At 59.1% G+C, this 17,104-nt stretch carries 15 protein-coding genes; 9 read left to right on the top strand and 6 right to left on the bottom strand.

Annotated elements, in window-relative coordinates:
* Positions 1-246 precede the first annotated feature (246 nt).
* The 7 genes from mnmE (at position 247) to mutY (ending at position 9,355) form a co-directional block, all read left to right on the top strand.
* A complete protein-coding gene (gene mnmE / locus ACG2K1_RS11650) occupies positions 247-1,614 on the top strand; it encodes a tRNA uridine-5-carboxymethylaminomethyl(34) synthesis GTPase MnmE (RefSeq protein WP_395429054.1) in 1,368 nt (455 codons plus the stop codon).
* Between the two features lie 444 nt (positions 1,615-2,058).
* Positions 2,059-3,705, top strand: a complete 1,647-nt coding sequence (locus ACG2K1_RS11645; RefSeq protein ID WP_402839181.1) for a site-specific DNA-methyltransferase — start codon at positions 2,059-2,061, stop codon at positions 3,703-3,705.
* A gap of 171 nt (positions 3,706-3,876) precedes the next feature.
* Positions 3,877-4,056, top strand: a complete 180-nt coding sequence (locus ACG2K1_RS11640; RefSeq protein ID WP_395429056.1) for a hypothetical protein — start codon at positions 3,877-3,879, stop codon at positions 4,054-4,056.
* Positions 4,057-4,082: 26 nt separating this feature from the next.
* On the top strand, positions 4,083-6,740 hold the full coding sequence (locus ACG2K1_RS11635) for a DEAD/DEAH box helicase family protein (RefSeq protein WP_395429057.1): 2,658 nt from the start codon (positions 4,083-4,085) through the stop codon (positions 6,738-6,740).
* A 93-nt stretch (positions 6,741-6,833) separates the two neighbouring features.
* Positions 6,834-7,460 carry a thermonuclease family protein gene (locus tag ACG2K1_RS11630; RefSeq protein ID WP_395429058.1) on the top strand — a complete coding sequence of 209 codons (627 nt, stop codon included), beginning with the start codon at positions 6,834-6,836 and terminating at the stop codon, positions 7,458-7,460.
* A 75-nt stretch (positions 7,461-7,535) separates the two neighbouring features.
* On the top strand, positions 7,536-8,198 hold the full coding sequence (gene nth, locus ACG2K1_RS11625) for an endonuclease III (protein ID WP_395429059.1): 663 nt from the start codon (positions 7,536-7,538) through the stop codon (positions 8,196-8,198).
* 26 nt (positions 8,199-8,224) lie between these two features.
* Entirely contained in the window at positions 8,225-9,355 is a 1,131-nt protein-coding gene (mutY, locus tag ACG2K1_RS11620; protein WP_395429060.1) for an A/G-specific adenine glycosylase, read from the top strand.
* A 270-nt stretch (positions 9,356-9,625) separates the two neighbouring features.
* On the opposite strand, the gene ACG2K1_RS11615 is transcribed toward mutY, so the two are convergent.
* The gene (locus ACG2K1_RS11615; RefSeq protein WP_395429061.1) at positions 9,626-10,951 is read right to left on the bottom strand and encodes a murein transglycosylase A; all 1,326 of its coding nucleotides are present in this window, start codon (positions 10,949-10,951) and stop codon (positions 9,626-9,628) included.
* A 142-nt stretch (positions 10,952-11,093) separates the two neighbouring features.
* Positions 11,094-11,876, bottom strand: a complete 783-nt coding sequence (trpC, locus tag ACG2K1_RS11610; protein ID WP_395429062.1) for an indole-3-glycerol phosphate synthase TrpC — start codon at positions 11,874-11,876, stop codon at positions 11,094-11,096.
* Positions 11,877-12,177: 301 nt separating this feature from the next.
* On the opposite strand from trpC, the gene ACG2K1_RS11605 reads away from it, so the two are divergent.
* On the top strand, positions 12,178-13,593 hold the full coding sequence (locus ACG2K1_RS11605) for a sodium:alanine symporter family protein (protein WP_009426415.1): 1,416 nt from the start codon (positions 12,178-12,180) through the stop codon (positions 13,591-13,593).
* 245 nt (positions 13,594-13,838) lie between these two features.
* On the opposite strand, the gene ACG2K1_RS11600 is transcribed toward ACG2K1_RS11605, so the two are convergent.
* The gene (locus ACG2K1_RS11600; RefSeq protein ID WP_395429083.1) at positions 13,839-14,177 is read right to left on the bottom strand and encodes a hypothetical protein; all 339 of its coding nucleotides are present in this window, start codon (positions 14,175-14,177) and stop codon (positions 13,839-13,841) included.
* A gap of 191 nt (positions 14,178-14,368) precedes the next feature.
* Between ACG2K1_RS11600 and pyrH the strand changes: the two genes are divergently transcribed.
* Positions 14,369-15,088 (top strand): UMP kinase, encoded by a 720-nt coding sequence (pyrH, locus tag ACG2K1_RS11595; RefSeq protein ID WP_009426419.1) that lies wholly within the window; start codon positions 14,369-14,371, stop codon positions 15,086-15,088.
* A gap of 262 nt (positions 15,089-15,350) precedes the next feature.
* Here the strand turns inward: pyrH and lptA are convergent, their stop codons facing one another.
* The 3 genes from lptA to ACG2K1_RS11580 are packed head-to-tail and all read right to left on the bottom strand — an operon-like array spanning position 15,351 to position 16,973.
* Positions 15,351-15,878: a lipopolysaccharide transport periplasmic protein LptA gene (lptA, locus tag ACG2K1_RS11590; RefSeq protein WP_009426420.1), complete on the bottom strand. Its 528-nt coding sequence runs from the start codon at positions 15,876-15,878 to the stop codon at positions 15,351-15,353.
* Positions 15,856-16,440, bottom strand: coding sequence for an LPS export ABC transporter periplasmic protein LptC (gene lptC, locus ACG2K1_RS11585; RefSeq protein WP_009426421.1), 585 nt, complete (start codon positions 16,438-16,440; stop codon positions 15,856-15,858). Before lptC ends, lptA begins: the two co-directional genes overlap by 23 nt.
* Entirely contained in the window at positions 16,437-16,973 is a 537-nt protein-coding gene (locus ACG2K1_RS11580) for an HAD family hydrolase (protein WP_036496207.1), read from the bottom strand. Before ACG2K1_RS11580 ends, lptC begins: the two co-directional genes overlap by 4 nt.
* Positions 16,974-17,104 lie beyond the last annotated feature (131 nt).

The following is a 17,104-nucleotide window of genomic DNA, read 5'->3' as shown; positions in this document are numbered from 1 at the left end:
TGCCGGTGAGCATCAGGCCGTCTGAAAACGTATAGTGAGCCAAAATAAAAAATCTACGGCGTTGCTGCGCCTTAGCTCGAAGAGGGCGGTTTGCTAAGGCATTAAAAATGCCAAGTAAACCTGCCCCGTACTACCTGTACTGTCTGCGGCTTGCTGCCTTGTATCTTTTTTATTTTGACTCACTATATTTCAGACGGCCTCATCCCGCCAAAAAAGGCCGTCTGAACCCCAAACGAAAGCCCCCGCATGACCCACACTCCCTCCCCCACCATCGCCGCCGTCGCCACCGCCCCCGGGCGCGGCGGCGTGGGCGTGATCCGCATTTCCGGCAAAAACCTGCTGCCGCTGGCGCAGCAAATCAGCGGCGGCAAAATGCCCAAGCCGCGCCTTGCCCTTTACACCGATTTTCTCGATGCCGAAAACCGCGCCATCGACAGCGGCCTGATGCTCTATTTTGCCGCCCCCGCCAGCTTTACCGGCGAAGACGTGATTGAATTGCAAGGCCACGGCGGGCCGGTTGTCATGCAGATGCTGCTCTCGCGCTGCTTGGAACTCGGCGCGCGGCTGGCCGAGCCGGGCGAATTTACCAAACGCGCCTTTCTCAACAACAAACTCGACTTGGCGCAGGCCGAAAGCGTGGCCGATTTGATTGATGCGTCCAGCCAGTCCGCCGCCCGCATGGCCGTGCGCTCGCTCAAAGGCGCGTTTTCGCAACACATTCACGCGCTGGTGGACGAACTCATCACGCTGCGGATGCTGGTGGAAGCCACGCTCGATTTTCCCGAAGAAGACATCGACTTTCTCGAAGCCGCCGACGCACGCGGCAGGCTGGCCGATTTGCAAGGCCGTCTGAAAACCGTGTTGGCGCAGGCGCAGCAGGGCGCGGTGTTGCGCGAGGGCATGAACGTGGTGCTGGTGGGCGCGCCGAACGTCGGCAAATCCAGCCTGCTCAACGCACTGGCGGGCGACGACATCGCTATCGTTACCGACATCGCCGGCACCACGCGCGACACCGTGCGCGAACAAATCACCCTTGACGGCATCCCCGTACACATCACCGACACCGCCGGCCTGCGCGACACCGACGACACCGTAGAAAAAATCGGCATCGAGCGCAGCGGCAAAGCCCTTGCCGAAGCCGATGTCGCTCTGATTCTCATCGACCCGGCCGAAGGTTTGAACCAAAAAACGCGCGACATCCTCGCCGCGCTGCCGCCGAATCTGAAAAAAATCGAAGTGCACAACAAAATCGACCTCGCAGGCACCGCGCCGAGTCTTTCAGACGGCCTCACGCTTGAGAGCGGCGCGGACACGCTGATTGCCCTTTCCGCCAAAACCGGCGCGGGACTTGATTTGCTCAAACAGGCGCTGTTGCAGCAAATCGGCTGGCAGGGCGAAAGCGAAGGCCTGTTCCTCGCCCGCCGCCGCCACACCCACGCCCTCGAAACCGCGCAAAGCGAATTGGACAACGCCGCCCTGTGCGGCAGCGGCCAGATTGAATTAATGGCCGAACACCTGCGCCTCGCACAAGCCGCGTGCAGCGAAATCACCGGCGAATTCACCGCCGACGACCTGCTCGGCGTGATTTTCTCGCGCTTTTGCATCGGCAAATAAAACGCGGCAAAAAGGCCGTCTGAAAGCACAGCGCAACGCTTTCAGACGGCCTTTTTATGGAATCTCTTGTACTTGGCACAATGATGTGTTAGAAGCCGCCGCTTGTTTTTACAATTTCCCGACACTAGGACGCAATTATGGCAACCGAACCGAACCGAACCGAACCGAACCGAACCGAACCGAACCGAACCGAACCGAACCGAAATTATACACGATTTAGAAAATAATTTCACCCAAAACAAGATATTACAACTCAAATCCCTATTCCCCGAAGCCTTTTGCGAAGAGCAAATCGACTGGGAAAAGCTCAAACTCATCCTCGGCGCGGACAATCTCGCGCATCAAAACGAGCGTTACCAGCTTAACTGGGCGGGCAAAACCGATGCCTACCGCACGCTGCAGGCGCCGACCTTCAACACCCTTTCCCCCTGCCGCGCCGAATCGGTGGATTTTGACGGCACGCGCAATCTGTTTATCGAGGCGGAAAATCTGGAAGCCTTGAAAATCCTGCAAAAAGCCTACGCCGGCAGCGTGAAGATGATTTACATCGACCCGCCCTACAACACCGGCTCCGACAGCTTTATCTATCCCGACAAATTTTCCGAAACCCGCGAAGAATACGCCCGCCGCGTGGGCGACAAAGATGCCGACGGCTATTTGAAACGCGACGGCGTGTTCCAAGGCGCATGGCGTAAAAATCCCAGAGAAAACGGGCATTACCACAGCAACTGGCTTTCCATGATGCTGCCGCGCCTGCATTTGGCACGCACGCTGTTGCGCGACGACGGCGTGATTTTTATCTCAATCGATGATAACGAACAGGCGCAGTTGAAACTGCTTTGTGATGAAGTATTTGGGGCGGAGAATTTTGTTGGGCAATTCCCGTGGCGCAAACGCACGGCAAAATCCGATGTGCCGTTTGGCGTATCCGCCGACTATGAATTTATTTTGGCTTATGCAAAATCAACGGAGTTTGTTGCCAGCGTGGAAGGCAAGGAACGCCGTTATTTTGAAACCGATGATTTTCCCAACCGACCTTGGCGTATCCACGATTTAACAAAACAAACCAAAGCCAGCGAACGCCCCAATAGTTTTTTTACGCTTAAAGATCCCAAAACAGGCAAGGAATATCCAGCCAATCCGTTGCGTACTTGGGCGGTTACGCAAGATACGTTTCAAGAGTATTACGATGCAGGAAAAATCGTTTTTCCCGACGACTACGATTTTTTGAATATCAGCAATCCCGTTATGCGCTATTTCAAAGACGACGATATGGCAAAAGCGGGTGAAAAATTCGGCAGAATCGCCGTCAGCACCAAGCTGCCTGAAAACGTGGGAATGTCTTTAAACGGCACAAAAGAAATTACCGATTTGTTTGACGGAAAACTGTTTGATTTTCCCAAACCCTCTTCTCTCATCAGCTTTTTTCTCAACACCTTACACGACGATCAAGCCCTAATCCTCGACTTCTTCTCTGGCTCTGGTACAACCGCCCACGCCGTGATGCAACTGAACGCCAAAGACGGCGGCAACCGCCGCTATATCTGCGTGCAACTGCCCGAAGAAACCGACGAAAAATCCGAAGCCCGCAAAGCAGGGTTTGCCACCATCGCCGAAATCGCCAAAGAGCGCATCCGCTGTGCGGGCGCAGCCGTTTCAGGCAGCCTGAAAGACGGGCAGCGCGTGGATACGGGCTTTAAGGTGTTCAAATTGTCCGAAAGCAGTTTCAAACAATGGCGGCAGCCTGAAAACGGCGCGGATTTGGAAAAGCAGTTGCGCCTTGCCATCGATTCCGTCGCGGAACACGCCATACCCGAGAATATGGTTTACGAGCTGATGCTACGCCTGGGCTGCAAACTCACCAGCCCCGTTGAATACAAAAACGGCGTGTATTGGGTAACCGACGAAGACACGGGCAAACGCATCGCCCTGCTGCTGGAAGCCGCCAACCAAGCGCTGATAGACGAGGTGATCGCCGCCGCGCCCGCCAAAGTGGTGGTGCTGGACAAATGGTTTGACGGCAACGATGCGCTCAAAAGCAATACGGTGTTGCAGATGAAAGACGCGGGCATTGTGTTTGAGTGTGTGTGAGGCAGCCTGAAAATCATCGGGTTGCCGCGTTCCCTCTCCCGCCTGCGGGGGAGGGCTAGGGCGGTTGCCGCTGCGGAAATATCTGACGGATACATCGGCTGCCAAAAGCGTTTCTGCGAAACGCCCCCCCACCCCAACCCTCCCCCGCGCGGGCGCAGGGGAGGGAGCCGGATGCGCGACGGGATTTGCGTTTTCAGACGGCCTTTCGGCTTCGCAGGTCGGATTCCCGAATCCGACAGCCGTTTGCAAAACGGCAATAGGCCGTCTGAAGGCAGCCTGAAAATCATCGGGCGACTGCGTCCCCTCCCCCGCGCGGGCGCAGGAGAGGGAGTAAATGGCACGGCAGCCTGAAAAGCCGTCTGAAAAAAGGAAAAATCATGGAACTGAAATTTGAAGAATTAGCCTATCAAACCGATGCCGTGAATGCGGTGGTGCGTCTGTTTGAGGGGCAGAGCAACAAGCGCGAGGCGTTCAGCCTGCAAAATCAAGGTGCGGAGCGGTTTGTCGGCAATAAGCTGGATTTGGATTGGGCGCAAATCGGCGAAAACCTGAACAACGTGCAAAAAACCTTTGGGCAGCCTGAAACGGAAATCGGGCAGCACGGCCTGAATTTTTCGGTGGAAATGGAAACGGGCACGGGCAAAACCTATGTTTATCTGCGCACGATTTTTGAGTTGAACCGCCAATACGGCTGGACGAAATTTGTGATTGTCGTGCCGGGTGTGCCGATTCGCGAGGGCGTGTTGCAAACGCTGCGGGCGACGAAAAACCATTTTGCCGAGCTGTTTAACAAGCCGGTGATGAATTTTGGCGAGTACGACAGCAAGCGTTTGGGCGCGTTGCGTAATTTTGCGGTGAATGACGGCATTGAGATTATGGTGATCAATATCCAGTCGTTTGAAAAAGACGGCAATGTGATCAACCAAGTGAACGAAAGCGGCGATGCGCCGATTCATTGGATTCAGCAAACGCGCCCGATTGTGATTGTGGACGAGCCGCAAAATATGGAAACGGAAAACCGCCTTGCCGCGTTGGGTTCCTTTAATCCGCTGTTTATTTTGCGCTATTCGGCAACGCATAAAAACAGCCGCCATAAGGTTTACAGCCTCAATCCCGTTGAAGCCTACAATCAAAAGCTGGTGAAGCAGATTGTAGTGCAGTCGGTGTTGGCGGAAAACGACAGCAACGGCGCTTTTGTGGAACTGGTGGAAATCCCGCCGGCAAAAGGCAGCCTGAAAGCCAAGTTAAACATTCATTACCGCGATAAAAAGGAAACCAAGAAAAAAACTGTGTGGGTGAGAAGCGGCAAAAATGGCAAACAAGGTGATGATTTGTTTGATAAGTCAAACGGGAATGAAGCCTATCGGCACGGTTATATCGTGGATGGACTCAATTTTGATGAACAGATGGTTGCATTTTCCAACGGCGTGCAAATCAGCCGCGCCGACAACCAAGGCGCGCTGCAAGACGAAGTGATGAAAGCGCAAATCCGCTGCACCATTGAAGAGCATTTGAAGCGCGAGAAAAAGCTCAAAGCGCAAGGGATTAAAGTGTTGTCGCTGTTTTTTATCGACAAGGTGGAGCATTACCGCCAAGCCGACGGCAGCGCGGGCAAGTTTGCACGATGGTTTGATGCGCTTTACCGCGAGCTGGCAGGCGAAGATTCAGACGGCGTGCACAACGGCTATTTTTCGCAGGATAAAAATGGGAAATTTAAAGACACCAAAGGCGATACGCAGGCCGATAACGATACCTACCATTTGATTATGCGCGACAAGGAAACGCTGCTTTCCTTTGCGAGCCCCTTGCGTTTTATCTTTTCCCATTCCGCACTGAAAGAAGGCTGGGACAATCCGAATGTGTTCCAGATTTGCACGCTCAACGAGACCCGCTCTGCCATTAAAAAACGGCAGGAAATCGGGCGCGGGCTGCGGCTGGCGGTCAACCAAAACGGCGAACGCGTGCGCGATGAAAGCGTGAATGTGCTGACCGTGATTCCCAATGAAAGCTATGAGAGTTTCGCCGCCAATCTGCAACAGGAATACGAAGACGAATGCGGCATTAAATTTGCCGCCGGCAATATCAAAGACGGGCGCAAACGCAAAACGCAGACTTTCCGCAAAAACTTCCCGCTTGACCCCGAATTTCAGGCCATTTGGCAGAAACTCGACCGCAAACCGCGTTATCGTGTGCAATACGATACGGCGGAATTAGTCAAACAAGCCGCCGATGCCGTTTTCAGGCTGCCTGAAATCCACGCGCCGAAAATCCAAACGCGCAAGGCGAAAATTGAAATTAACGAAGCCAAACAAGAGCAGGCGTATCAGCTTGAAGCCAAAGAAACCGCCAACGGCAGCTTGAAAACCGAAACGGCGTTTGCCATTCCCGATATTTTGGGCGAAATCCAAAGCAAAACGGGTTTAACACGGCGCACGGTGTTTGACATTCTCAAAGCATCAGGCCGTCTGAACGATGCGGCAAACAATCCGCAACGCTTTATCGATTTGGCGGCGGAAAAAATCAACCGCTGCCTGCACGCGCTGATGAGCGAAGGCATTGTTTACGAGTTGACCGACAACGAACAATACCGCCAAGAACTGCTGCGCAACCTGCAAAAAATGGAAAACGAAGGCGAAGAGTTTTATTTTGACGAACGCACCACGTTTACCGTGCAAAACGGGCAAAAAACCATCGCCGAAAACTATATCCCGCTGGATTCGGAAACCGAGCAAAAATTTGCCGCCGACTGCGAAAACTACGAAAACGTGTCGCTCTATTTCAAACTGCCGCGCTGGTTCAAAATCCCTACGCCGCTGGGCAATTACAACCCCGATTGGGCGGTGGTGAAGCAAAACGGCGAAAAAGCCTATTTCGTTGCCGAAACCAAAAACACCGGCCAAGGCATACAGGGCGGCGTGGACGAGGACAAACTGCGTGATGAAGAGCAGCTCAAAATCCGATGCGCGCGGGCGTGTTTTGAGAAGGTGAAGGAGGTGGGGTATCGGGTGGTGAAAAAAGCAGGGGAGTTGGAGTGAACAAAGGCCGTCTGAAAGCGCAGCGCAAGGCTTTCAGACGGCCTTTGCCGTATGCGCTAAAATGCCGCCTTTTGCAACGACACGGAAAAACAGATGTTCCAACCGAAAATGCTGCTTCTCTGGCTGGCTGCCGCGCTGGGCGTGTTCAGCCTGCCCGAAGTGAAAGAAGCACAAAAATGGCTGCATCGGGCGCAGGCTTGGGCGCGGCAGATTGAACGGCCGCAGGCCGAAACGCCGCGCAAGGCGGCGCGCGGGCGCACGGTGCAGGCCGAGGCGGGGCGGCGTTACGAAGGGCGGGTGACGGCGGTGCACGACGGCGACACGGTGCGCGTTACCGACCGCGACGGCGCGAAGCACAAAATCCGTCTCGCCTATATCGACGCGCCGGAAACCGGTCAGGCTTTCGGCACGGCCAGCCGCGATATGCTGCGCAATCTGGTGCTGGATAAAACGGTGGAAGTGCGCGTTGCCGACGTCGACCAATACGGCCGCGAAGTCGCCTATCTGGTTTCAGACGGCCTCGACGTCAACCGCCGCCAAATCGAAAGCGGCGCGGCCTGGCACTATGTTTCCATCGCCAAACGGCAGCAGGCCAAAGCGGATTTCGCCGCCTACTCCGCCGCCGAAGCCGCCGCCCGCGCAGGCCGCACCGGCCTGTGGCAGGCACGCAGCCCGCTTGCGCCCTGGCAGTTCCGCCGCCAGGCGCACGAGCGGCAGTAAAACAAAACAGGCCGTCTGAAAAGCGAAACGCCCTTTCAGACGGCCTTTCCCGCCCGCAAGAGGCCGTCTGAACCCATGAACAAGCAAACCCGCCAAGAAATTTTCGCCCGCTGGCGCGCGGCCAATCCCCATCCGCAAACCGAGCTGCAATACGGCTCGCCCTTCCAGCTGCTGATTGCCGTGCTGCTGTCGGCACAGGCCACCGACAAAGGCGTGAATAAGGCCACCGCCCGCCTGTTTCCCGCCGCGCCCACGCCGCAGGCCATGCTCGATTTGGGGCTGGAAGGCGTGATGGAATACACGCAGACCATCGGCCTTTACAAAACCAAGTCCAAACACATCATCGAAACCTGCCGCATCCTCTTGGAAAAACACGGCGGCCAAGTGCCGGAAACGCGCGAAGAACTCGAAGCGCTGCCCGGCGTCGGCCGCAAAACCGCCAACGTCGTCCTCAACACCGCCTTCGGCCAACCCGTGATGGCCGTCGACACCCACATCTTCCGCGTCAGCAACCGTATGAACCTCGCCCCCGGCAAAGACGTGCGCGAAGTGGAAGACAAACTGATGCGCGTCGTTCCCGCAGAATTCCTGCTCAACGCCCACCACTGGCTCATCCTGCACGGCCGCTACGTCTGCAAAGCGCAAAAACCGCTGTGCCACCAATGCATCGTCAACGACTTGTGCGAATACAAAGGCAAAACCGTCGAACTGCCGCCGCCCGCCGCAAAGGCCGTCTGAAAACTCCCTCGACATAAAAACAAACCATGCACACCGCCGCCCCGCCCGAGCCAAGGCCGCTCCTGCCTCAAACACACGGGAATGACGTTTCTGAAACCCGTTCAGACGGCCTCAACGACACCTTCGCCGAACGCCTTATCCGCTGGCAGAAACAACACGGCCGCCACAATCTCCCCTGGCACAGCCGCGACCCCTACCGCGTCTGGCTATCCGAAATCATGCTGCAACAAACGCAGGTGTCCACCGTTGCCCAATACTACCCCCGCTTTCTCGCCGCCTTCCCCACCGTCGCCGACCTCGCCGCCGCACCCGAAGACCAAGTGCTCGCCCTCTGGCAGGGCTTGGGCTATTACAGCCGCGCCCGCAACCTGCACAAAGCCGCCAAACAAATCGCCGCAGAACACGGCGGCGCGTTTCCCCAAACCCGCGCCGGCCTTGAAACCCTCAGCGGCGTCGGCCGCAGCACCGCCGCCGCCATCGCCGCCTTCGCCTTCTGCCAACGCGAAACCATCCTCGACGGCAACGTCAAACGCGTCCTCTGCCGCGTTTTCGCGCGCGAGGGCGACCCGTCCGACAAAAAATTCGAGCAAAGCCTGTGGACGCTGGCCGAAAGCCTGCTGCCCGCCGACCCCGCCGACATGCCCGCCTACACCCAGGGGCTGATGGATCTCGGCGCAACCGTCTGCACCCGCGCCAAACCGCAATGCCCCGCCTGCCCGATGGCAGACATCTGCCAAGCCCGCGCCCAAGGCCGCACCGCCGAACTCCCCCGCCGCAAAACCCCGCCCGCCGTGCAAACCCTGCCGCTCTACTGGCTTATCCTGCGCCGCCGCGACGGCACACTGCTGCTGCAAAAACGCCCCGCCAAAGGCATCTGGGGCGGCCTCTACTGCGTCCCCTGTTTCCCCACCCTCGCCGAAACGCAGGCCGCCGCCGCCCGCCACGGCATAGGTTCAGACAGCCTCGAAGAACAAGCCCCCGTCACCCACCGCCTCACCCACCGCCTGCTGCTGATAACACCCTTTGCCGCCGAATGCGCCCAAACGCCCGCCGCGTGTGGAGAAGACGTTTCAGACGGCCTGTGGGTGCCGCCGCAGGATTTGGCAAACTACGGCCTGCCCAAACCGCTGGCGGCGTATCTGGACGGGAAAACGTAAAGCCGTCTGAAAAAGGCCGTCTGAAATCCGAATCGGGGTTTCAGACGGCCGACATTTTTCCGCCGCCGCGTAGGGTGTGTTGCTCCGCAACGCACGCGTTCTCCAAATATAGTGAGCCAAAATAAAAAATCTACGGCGTTGCTGCGCCTTGCCGTACTACCTGTACTGTCTGCGGCTTGCTGCCTTGTATCTTTTTTATTTTGACTCACTATATTCCGACAAACCGCCGAACAGCTTTGCAAACCCGAAACCGCGTGCGTGCCTGCGGCGTCAGGGTGTGTATTGGGGCATCATGCCGTTGGGCAGGAGCTGCCAGACGTAGCCGGTGTGCTTCATTTTGCCGGCGATGCGGCCGGCTTCGTCGCCGTAGCCCCAGAAGAAGTCGACGCGCACGGCGCCTTTGATGGCGCTGCCGGTGTCCTGCGCCATGATGAGGCGGTTGAGGGCGCGGCCGGTTTCGGGGTGGGCGGTGGCGAGGAAGAGGGGGGCGCCGAGGGTGATGTAGTGTTTGTCGACCGCGCCCGAATAGCCGCCGGTGAGCGGTGTGCCCAATGCGCCGATGGGGCCGTCGCCGTTGTCGGGCAGGGGGCGGAAGAAGACGTAGCTGGGGTTTTGGCCGAGCACTTCGGCCAGGCGCTGCGGGTTTTGCCGCATATAGTTTTTGATGCCCTGCATGTCGGTTTGGGCGAGGGCGAGGTAGCCGCGGTCGGCCATGTAGCGGGCGACGGAGACGTAGGGGTGTTCGTTTTTGTCGGCATAGCCCAGGCGGATGTAGCGGCCGTCGGGGGTTTTCAGACGGCCTGAACCTTGGATTTGCAGGAAGAAGAGTTCGACGGGGTCGGCGGCGTAGCCGAGGACGGGGGCTTTGCCGTTGAGTGCGCCGCCGTTGATTTCGCGGCGGGTGTGGTAGGGGACGAAGCGGTTGCCGGCAAAGCGGCCTTTGAGGGCTTTGCTGCGCTCGTTCAGCGGGAAGGCGGCGAGGTTGGCGGTGTAGGCGCCTGCGGGGTCGATAACGCCGCTGTTTTGGCCGGTTTGGCGGATGCGGACGGTGGCTTTGCTGTTGCGCAGGGCGGCGGGCAGGTCGACGGATACGAAGTCGTAGGGCACGCCGTAGATGGGGAAGCGGGCTTGGGCGGAGGGCGTCGCGCTGCCGTGGAGGACGGGTTCGTAGTAGCCGGTGACCGTGCCTGCGGCTTTGCCGCCGCCGGCAACCTGCCAGGGGGTGAAGTATTGTTCGAAGAAGCGGCGGGCGGAGGCGTGGTCGCGCGGGGTTTGCGCGGCCTGGGCGCAGACGGCCTGCCATTCGGCTCGGGCTTTGAGTTTTTCGCAGCCTTTGAGGAAGGAAGCGAGGCTGTCGGCAAAGGGCTGCTGCGGCCATTGCGGCAGGGCGGCGTAGCTTGCGGCGGTGTAGAGCGCGCCGCCGCCGGATGCGGTGGTGCCTGCGGGCACGGGGCGGCCTGCGGGCTGGGGCGTGCGGTAGGGGAGGGGTTGCAGGGTTTGGCCGGGATGGGCGGGCTTGACGGGTTTTTTCGATGTGCAGGCGGCCAGAATGGCGGCGAGCAGGAGGAGGGCGGTGCGGGATGCGGTTTTGTTCATCTTAAAAACGGGAGGCCGTCTGAAAGGAATCCTGCTTTCAGACGGCCTGAAAAACGTGGGAATGGAAAACGGGCGGACTATAACACAGGCCGCCGCGCCGTCTGTTTGTTCGGGAGCAGCGGCGCGGCGCGGCGGCGGGCGGTTAAAACAGCTTGGCGACTTCGGCGGCGATGTCGTCGGCGCGCATAAAGGTTTCGCCGATGAGGAAGGTGTGCACGCCGTGCGACTGCATGAAGACGATGTCGTCCCGGCTGCGGATGCCGCTTTCGCTGACGACGGTTTTGCCCGCCAGATGCGGCAGCAGGCGCAGGGTTTGGTCGAGCGACACTTCAAAGGTGCGCAGGTTGCGGTTGTTGACGCCGACCAGCGGCGTGGCGAGGCGGGCGCATTTTTCCAGCTCGGCTTCGTCGTGCACTTCCAGCAGCACGTCCATGCCCAAAGCGTGCGCCGTTTGTTCGAAGCGTTCGAGTTCGGCGGCTTCGAGGGCGGCGGCAATCAGCAAAACGGCGTCCGCTCCCCAGGCGCGCGCCTGGTAAATCTGATATTCGTCGACGATAAAGTCTTTGCGCAACACAGGCAGCGACACGGCGGCGCGGGCAGCCTGCAAATATTCGGGCGAGCCTTGGAAATATTGTTTGTCGGTGAGCACCGACAGACAGGCCGCGCCCGCACGTTGGTAGTCGGCGGCGTGTTCGGCGGGGCGGAAGTCGGCGCGTATCAGTCCTTTGGACGGGCTGGCCTTTTTGATTTCGGCAATCACGGCGGGCAGGCCGGCGGCGTGTTTGGCGCGGACGGCCTGCAAAAAACCGCGCGGCGCGCCGGCGTCGGCGGCCAGTTTTTCGATTTGCGCCTGCGGCACGGCGGCACGCTCGGCGGCGACTTCTTGGACTTTGGTGGCGAGGATTTTGTTGAGGATGTCGATCATGGCGGGAGACTTGGCGGCGGGTTGGCGAAGCGGCGGATTATATAGGCCGTCTGAAAATTGGCAAACGGCATCAGGCCGTCTGAAAGGCAAAAGCGCCGTTCAGACGGCCTCTGCGTAAAATTGTCTGCAATTTTGTTGCGCTCCGTTACAATGCGCCCTTTTTGCCCCCTTGGGGCGTTTTATAGTGAAACAACACGGAAAGATACAAGGCAGCAAGCCGCAGACAGTACAAGTAGTACGGCAAGGCGCAGCAACGCAGTAGGTTTTCGTGTTGTTTCACTATAACCAAAGAGGTTTGCATATGATTGAAACAATCCACCACTGGGTGAAGGAAATCAACTCGCCCTTATGGAACGGCCTGATTTTCCTGCTGCTGGGCACGGGAATTTTCTTCACGCTGGCGACGGGCTTCGTCCAATTCCGCCTGTTCGGCCGCAGCGTGCGCGAGATGCTCGGCGGGCGCAAGGCGGTGTCCGACCCGCACGGCATCACGCCGTTTCAGGCTTTTGTCACCGGCCTGGCCAGCCGCGTCGGCGTCGGCAATATTGCGGGCGTGGCGATTGCCATTGCCAACGGCGGGCCGGGCGCGGTGTTTTGGATGTGGGTGACGGCCTTAATCGGCATGAGTTCGGCCTTTGCCGAGTCGTCGTTGGCGCAGCTTTTTAAAATCCGCGACCACGACAGCGGCCAGTTTCGCGGCGGGCCGGCCTATTACATCCGCACGGGTTTGAAACAAAACTGGCTGGCGGTGCTGTTTTCCCTCAGCCTGATTTTCTGCTTCGGCCTGGTTTACAACGCCGTGCAGGCCAACACCATGGTGGCGGCGGCGAAAAATTCCTGGGGTTGGAACGAACACGCCTTCGGCGTCGGCCTCGTTATCCTCACCGCGCCGATTATTTTCGGCGGCATCCGCCGCGTGTCGCGCGTGGCCGAAATGCTGGTGCCGGTGATGGCCGTGCTGTATCTGGCGATGGCGCTGTACATCGTCGCCACCAATTTGCCGCAGGTGCCGCATGTGTTCGGCCTGATTTTCGACAACGCGTTCAATTTCAACGCCGCAGGCGGCGGCATCCTCGGCGGCCTGATTTCCGTTGCGATGGAGCAGGGCATCAAACGCGGCCTGTATTCCAACGAGGCGGGACAGGGTTCCGCGCCCAACGCGGCGGCGGCGGCCGATGTGAAACACCCCGTGTCGCAGGGCATGATCCAGATGCTCGGCGTGTTCGTCGACACCATCATCGTCTGCTCCTGCACCGCCTTTATCGTGCTGCTCTCGACCGACGTGCCCGCCGGACTCAAAGGCGCGGAGCTGACGCAGGCGGCCATCGCCGGACACGTCGGCGCGTGGGGCGCGCATTTCCTCACCGTCGTGCTGTTTATGTTTGCCTACTCCACCATCATCGGCAACTACGCCTACGCCGAGTCCAACGTCCAGTTTATCAACAGCCATTGGCTGACGATGGCCGTGTTCCGCACGGCGGTGCTGGCGATGGTGTACTTCGGCGCGGTGGCCAACGTGCCCGTGGTGTGGGACATGGCCGACCTGACGATGGGCACGATGGCACTGATCAACCTGATTGCCATCCTGCTGCTCTCGCCGCTGGTGTTCCTGCTGCTCAAAGACTACACCGCCAAGCTGCGCATGGGCAGAGACCCCGAGTTCAAACTCTCCGAGCATCCCAGCCTGAAACGGCGCATCAAATCGGATATCTGGTAAACCGCGCCCGCAGGTATGAGAGAGGCCGTCTGAAAACCTTTCAGACGGCCTCTTTTGACATCGTATGTAGGGTGTGTGCCGCAGGCACGCACGCGGTTTTGGGTTTGCAAAACTGTTTGGCGGTTTGTCGGAAATCGAAGAACGCGTGCGTTGCGGAGCAACACCCCCCACGCGTCGGCGGAAAAATATCAGGCCGTCTGAAACCCGAAGCGGGCTTTCAGACGGCCTCTGTGCGGCGCACCCGCTCAATAACCGGTGGCGCAGAACAAATCGCCTTTTTTCGCGTCCGCCGCGTAGCAGGTCAGACCCATGGCGGCGGCATTGGCGTTTTTCGCCTGCGCGCCCGCTTTGCCGTTCACCAGCGTTTTGCCGCTTTTGTCGGTCTGCACCGCAACGGCGGTGTTTTTCAGCTTCCATTTCAGCGAGCTGCCCGCCGCGTCCTGGCATTTCGTGACCGTGCACGTCCCTTCGGCGGTGACGCTGCCGTTTTTGTAATGCACGCACTGCTGGCCGCTTTCCTTGCACGCGCCATAGGCGGAAACGGAAAGCAGACAGAGCAGCGCGGCGGCCAATTTCGTTTTCATCATCAGAGTCTCCTAAAAAAACATGACAGGCCGTCTGAAAAGGCGGCAGGCGGATTTTACTCCCGAAAAGGCCGTCTGAAAGCCCAAAAGGCCGGCGGCGGCGCTTTCAGACGGCCTTTTTCCCGCCGCCGCGAAGCGCGTATAATGCCCGCCGTTTTGACTTCCCCATCCGTTTACCCGAAAGGAATCCCATGCCCACCCCCGCAAAATACAAACGCGTCCTGCTCAAACTCTCCGGCGAAGCCCTGATGGGCGGCGACCCCTTCGGCATCAACCGCGACACCATCATGCAGATAGTCGGCCAAGTGAAGGAAATCACCGACATGGGCGTGCAGGTCGGCGTCGTTGTCGGCGGCGGCAACATCTTCCGCGGCGTGTCCGCCCAAGCGGGCAGCATGGACAGAGCCACCGCCGACTACATGGGCATGATGGCCACCGTGATGAACGCCCTCGCCCTCAAAGACGCCTTTGAAAGCCTCGGCGTCAAAGCCCGCGTCCAATCCGCCCTCTCCATGCAGCAGATAGCCGAAACCTACGCCCGCCCCAAAGCCATCCAATATCTCGAAGAAGGCAAAGTCGTGATTTTCGCCGCCGGCACGGGCAACCCCTTCTTCACCACCGACACCGCCGCCGCCCTGCGCGGCGCGGAAATGAACTGCGACGTTATGCTCAAAGCCACCAACGTCGACGGCGTGTACACCGCCGACCCGAAAAAAGACCCGTCGGCCACCCGCTACGAGACCATCACCTTTGACGAGGCACTCAACAAAAACCTCAAAGTGATGGACGCCACCGCCTTCGCCCTCTGCCGCGAACGCAAGCTCAACATCGTCGTATTCGGCATCGCCAAAGAAGGCGCGCTCAAACGCGTAATCAGCGGCGAAGACGAAGGCACGCTGGTGCACTGCTGATACGCAGCGGCGTTATGCCGCCGCAGCAGGCAGTTTTAAAACATAAAAAGGCCGTCTGAAAAACCGTTTGGGGCTTTCAGACGGCCTTTTGATTTCAGACGGCCTTGCGGCTTGAAGCCGCTTGTTGAGGCCGTCTGAAACCTGTTCCCTCTCCCGTGCGGACGCAGGGAAGGGAGTGGAAATACAACGGCGGCATAAAGGCCGTCTGAAAGCCTTGAATCGGGCTTTCAGACGGCCTCTTGCGTCCGCAGGGCGGCGCGTTTTATTTTTTGTTTTTGCCCATGCTGTCGGGCTGGATGACGACGCTGACGCGTTTGCCCGCTTTGCCGCCCGCCGCTTTGCTGCCGCTGACGGTGTAGACCTCGGTGCGGGTGTTGTAGGTGATGACCGCGCCTTCGGCCTTGTCGCCGCCGCGCGTGACTTTGGCGTTGCCGCTGAGGCGGACGACGTTGGTGGCGGAGGAGTATTCGACCTGCGAGGCTTCGCCGTTGACCGTGCCTTTGCCGCCATCGAGGGTTTGGCCGAAGCGCACGGGGCTGCCGGTGGCTTTCATGGTTTGCTGGCCGTCGTCGCTGCGCACGACGTTGACGCTTGCGGCGCGGATGTTGAGCGTGCCTTGTTTGATGGAGACGTTGCCGCTGAAGGTGGTGGAGCGGTTTTTTTGGTCGAGCTCGCCCTGGTCGGCTTCGATTTCGATGGGCTGTTTGCGGTCGCTTTCGAGGGCGTGCGCCTGGGTGGCGGCAAGCAGGAGGGCGGCTGCGGCGGCGTTAAGAAGGGTTTTTCGGGTCATAAACGGTTGCTTTCACTCGTGCGGGCAGGTTGAGCAGCCCTCGGTTGTAGTCGTAGGTGATGCCGTCGGCCGTGCCGTGCGAGTCGCCGTAGGAGAATTGCACGGGGCGGTCGGTAGCGGCGGTTTTGGCGGCGGTGTCGACGGTGAGGCGGTCGGTGGCGAGGCGGCCTGCGGGTTTGCCGTCGCCTGCTTCTTTGAGGAGCAGGACTTGTTTTTCAAACAGGATTTTGCGGTTTTCCGTGCCGTAGCGCGCTTCTTCGCTGCCGACTTGGTAGGCTTTTTTCCCTTGGGCGTACACTTGCAGCAGAGGCCGTCTGAAAACGATTTCTTTGACGTTCGGGTATTGCCGGGCGGATTCGGCGTCGAGCCGCTCCTGCAAGGCGCCCTGTTTGTCGAAACGTCTGCCTGCGATGCCTTCCATCAGGTATTGCGGTTCGTTGGGGTTGAGGGCGGTTTCTTCGACGGTAACGGCGCTGATGCGGTCGAGCCAGGCGGACAGGCCGCCGAGCGCGCCCGCCAAAACCAGCGGGAAGAGCCAGCCGTAGCCGCGTCTGCCGCTCATTTGACGTATTCCGCAAGGGCATCGTCCAGCGTGCCCTGCGCCTGCATGATGAGGTCGCACAATTCGCGCACCGCGCCTTTGCCGCCGCCGCGCTGTGTGACGTAGGCGGCGTGCCGTTTGGCAAACCAGTGCGCTTCGGGCACGGCGACGGGCAGGCCGCAGCGCACCATCACGGGCAAATCGACCACGTCGTCGCCGATAAAGGCGCATTCGTCTTCGGCCACGCCCGCCTGTTCGCGCAACTCGGCATAGGCGGCGCGTTTGTCGTGTATGCCTTTGAAGTAATAAGCGATACCGAGCTGGCGCACGCGCACGCCGACGGAGAGGGCGTCGCGGCCGGTAATGATGGCCGTCCGAACGCCGCTTTGCTGCAGCATTTTCAGGCCGTGGCCGTCGAGGGTGTGGAAGGATTTGATTTCTTCGCCGTCGTCGCGGATGAAAATCCGCCCGTCGGTGAGCACGCCGTCCACGTCCATCACCAGCAGTTTGATTTTGGCGGCGCGTGCCTGTAATTCGGGGGAGAGGGGCTGCATCGTTTGAAGCCTTTCAGACGGCCTGTAAAAAGCCGCCATTCTAACATCGAAAAGGCAAACCGTCCGTCTGCGCTCCGCGCTTGCGCCTTATGGTTTTTACAATTATTATCATTGGCGTCCCGCCTTGGCGG

The organism is Neisseria sp. 23W00296, from assembly GCF_044772855.1.
In the GTDB taxonomy this organism is placed as follows: Bacteria; Pseudomonadota; Gammaproteobacteria; order Burkholderiales; family Neisseriaceae; genus Neisseria.
The sequence above is the reverse complement of the archived record's forward strand: the minus strand, read 5'-3'. Positions and strand labels throughout refer to the sequence as shown.

What these genes read in the sequence shown, in the direction of transcription:
- pyrH (WP_009426419.1), top strand. Translation starts at nt 14,369, where the DNA reads ATGCCCACCCCCGCAAAATACAAACGCGTCCTGCTCAAACTCTCCGGC.
- ACG2K1_RS11630 (WP_395429058.1), top strand. Translation starts at nt 6,834, where the DNA reads ATGTTCCAACCGAAAATGCTGCTTCTCTGGCTGGCTGCCGCGCTGGGC.
- lptA (WP_009426420.1), bottom strand. Translation starts at nt 15,878, where the DNA reads ATGACCCGAAAAACCCTTCTTAACGCCGCCGCAGCCGCCCTCCTGCTT.
- nth (WP_395429059.1), top strand. Translation starts at nt 7,536, where the DNA reads ATGAACAAGCAAACCCGCCAAGAAATTTTCGCCCGCTGGCGCGCGGCC.
- trpC (WP_395429062.1), bottom strand. Translation starts at nt 11,876, where the DNA reads ATGATCGACATCCTCAACAAAATCCTCGCCACCAAAGTCCAAGAAGTC.
- ACG2K1_RS11600 (WP_395429083.1), bottom strand. Translation starts at nt 14,177, where the DNA reads ATGAAAACGAAATTGGCCGCCGCGCTGCTCTGTCTGCTTTCCGTTTCC.
- ACG2K1_RS11615 (WP_395429061.1), bottom strand. Translation starts at nt 10,951, where the DNA reads ATGAACAAAACCGCATCCCGCACCGCCCTCCTCCTGCTCGCCGCCATT.
- ACG2K1_RS11580 (WP_036496207.1), bottom strand. Translation starts at nt 16,973, where the DNA reads ATGCAGCCCCTCTCCCCCGAATTACAGGCACGCGCCGCCAAAATCAAA.
- mnmE (WP_395429054.1), top strand. Translation starts at nt 247, where the DNA reads ATGACCCACACTCCCTCCCCCACCATCGCCGCCGTCGCCACCGCCCCC.
- ACG2K1_RS11635 (WP_395429057.1), top strand. Translation starts at nt 4,083, where the DNA reads ATGGAACTGAAATTTGAAGAATTAGCCTATCAAACCGATGCCGTGAAT.
- mutY (WP_395429060.1), top strand. Translation starts at nt 8,225, where the DNA reads ATGCACACCGCCGCCCCGCCCGAGCCAAGGCCGCTCCTGCCTCAAACA.
- ACG2K1_RS11605 (WP_009426415.1), top strand. Translation starts at nt 12,178, where the DNA reads ATGATTGAAACAATCCACCACTGGGTGAAGGAAATCAACTCGCCCTTA.
- ACG2K1_RS11640 (WP_395429056.1), top strand. Translation starts at nt 3,877, where the DNA reads ATGCGCGACGGGATTTGCGTTTTCAGACGGCCTTTCGGCTTCGCAGGT.
- lptC (WP_009426421.1), bottom strand. Translation starts at nt 16,440, where the DNA reads ATGAGCGGCAGACGCGGCTACGGCTGGCTCTTCCCGCTGGTTTTGGCG.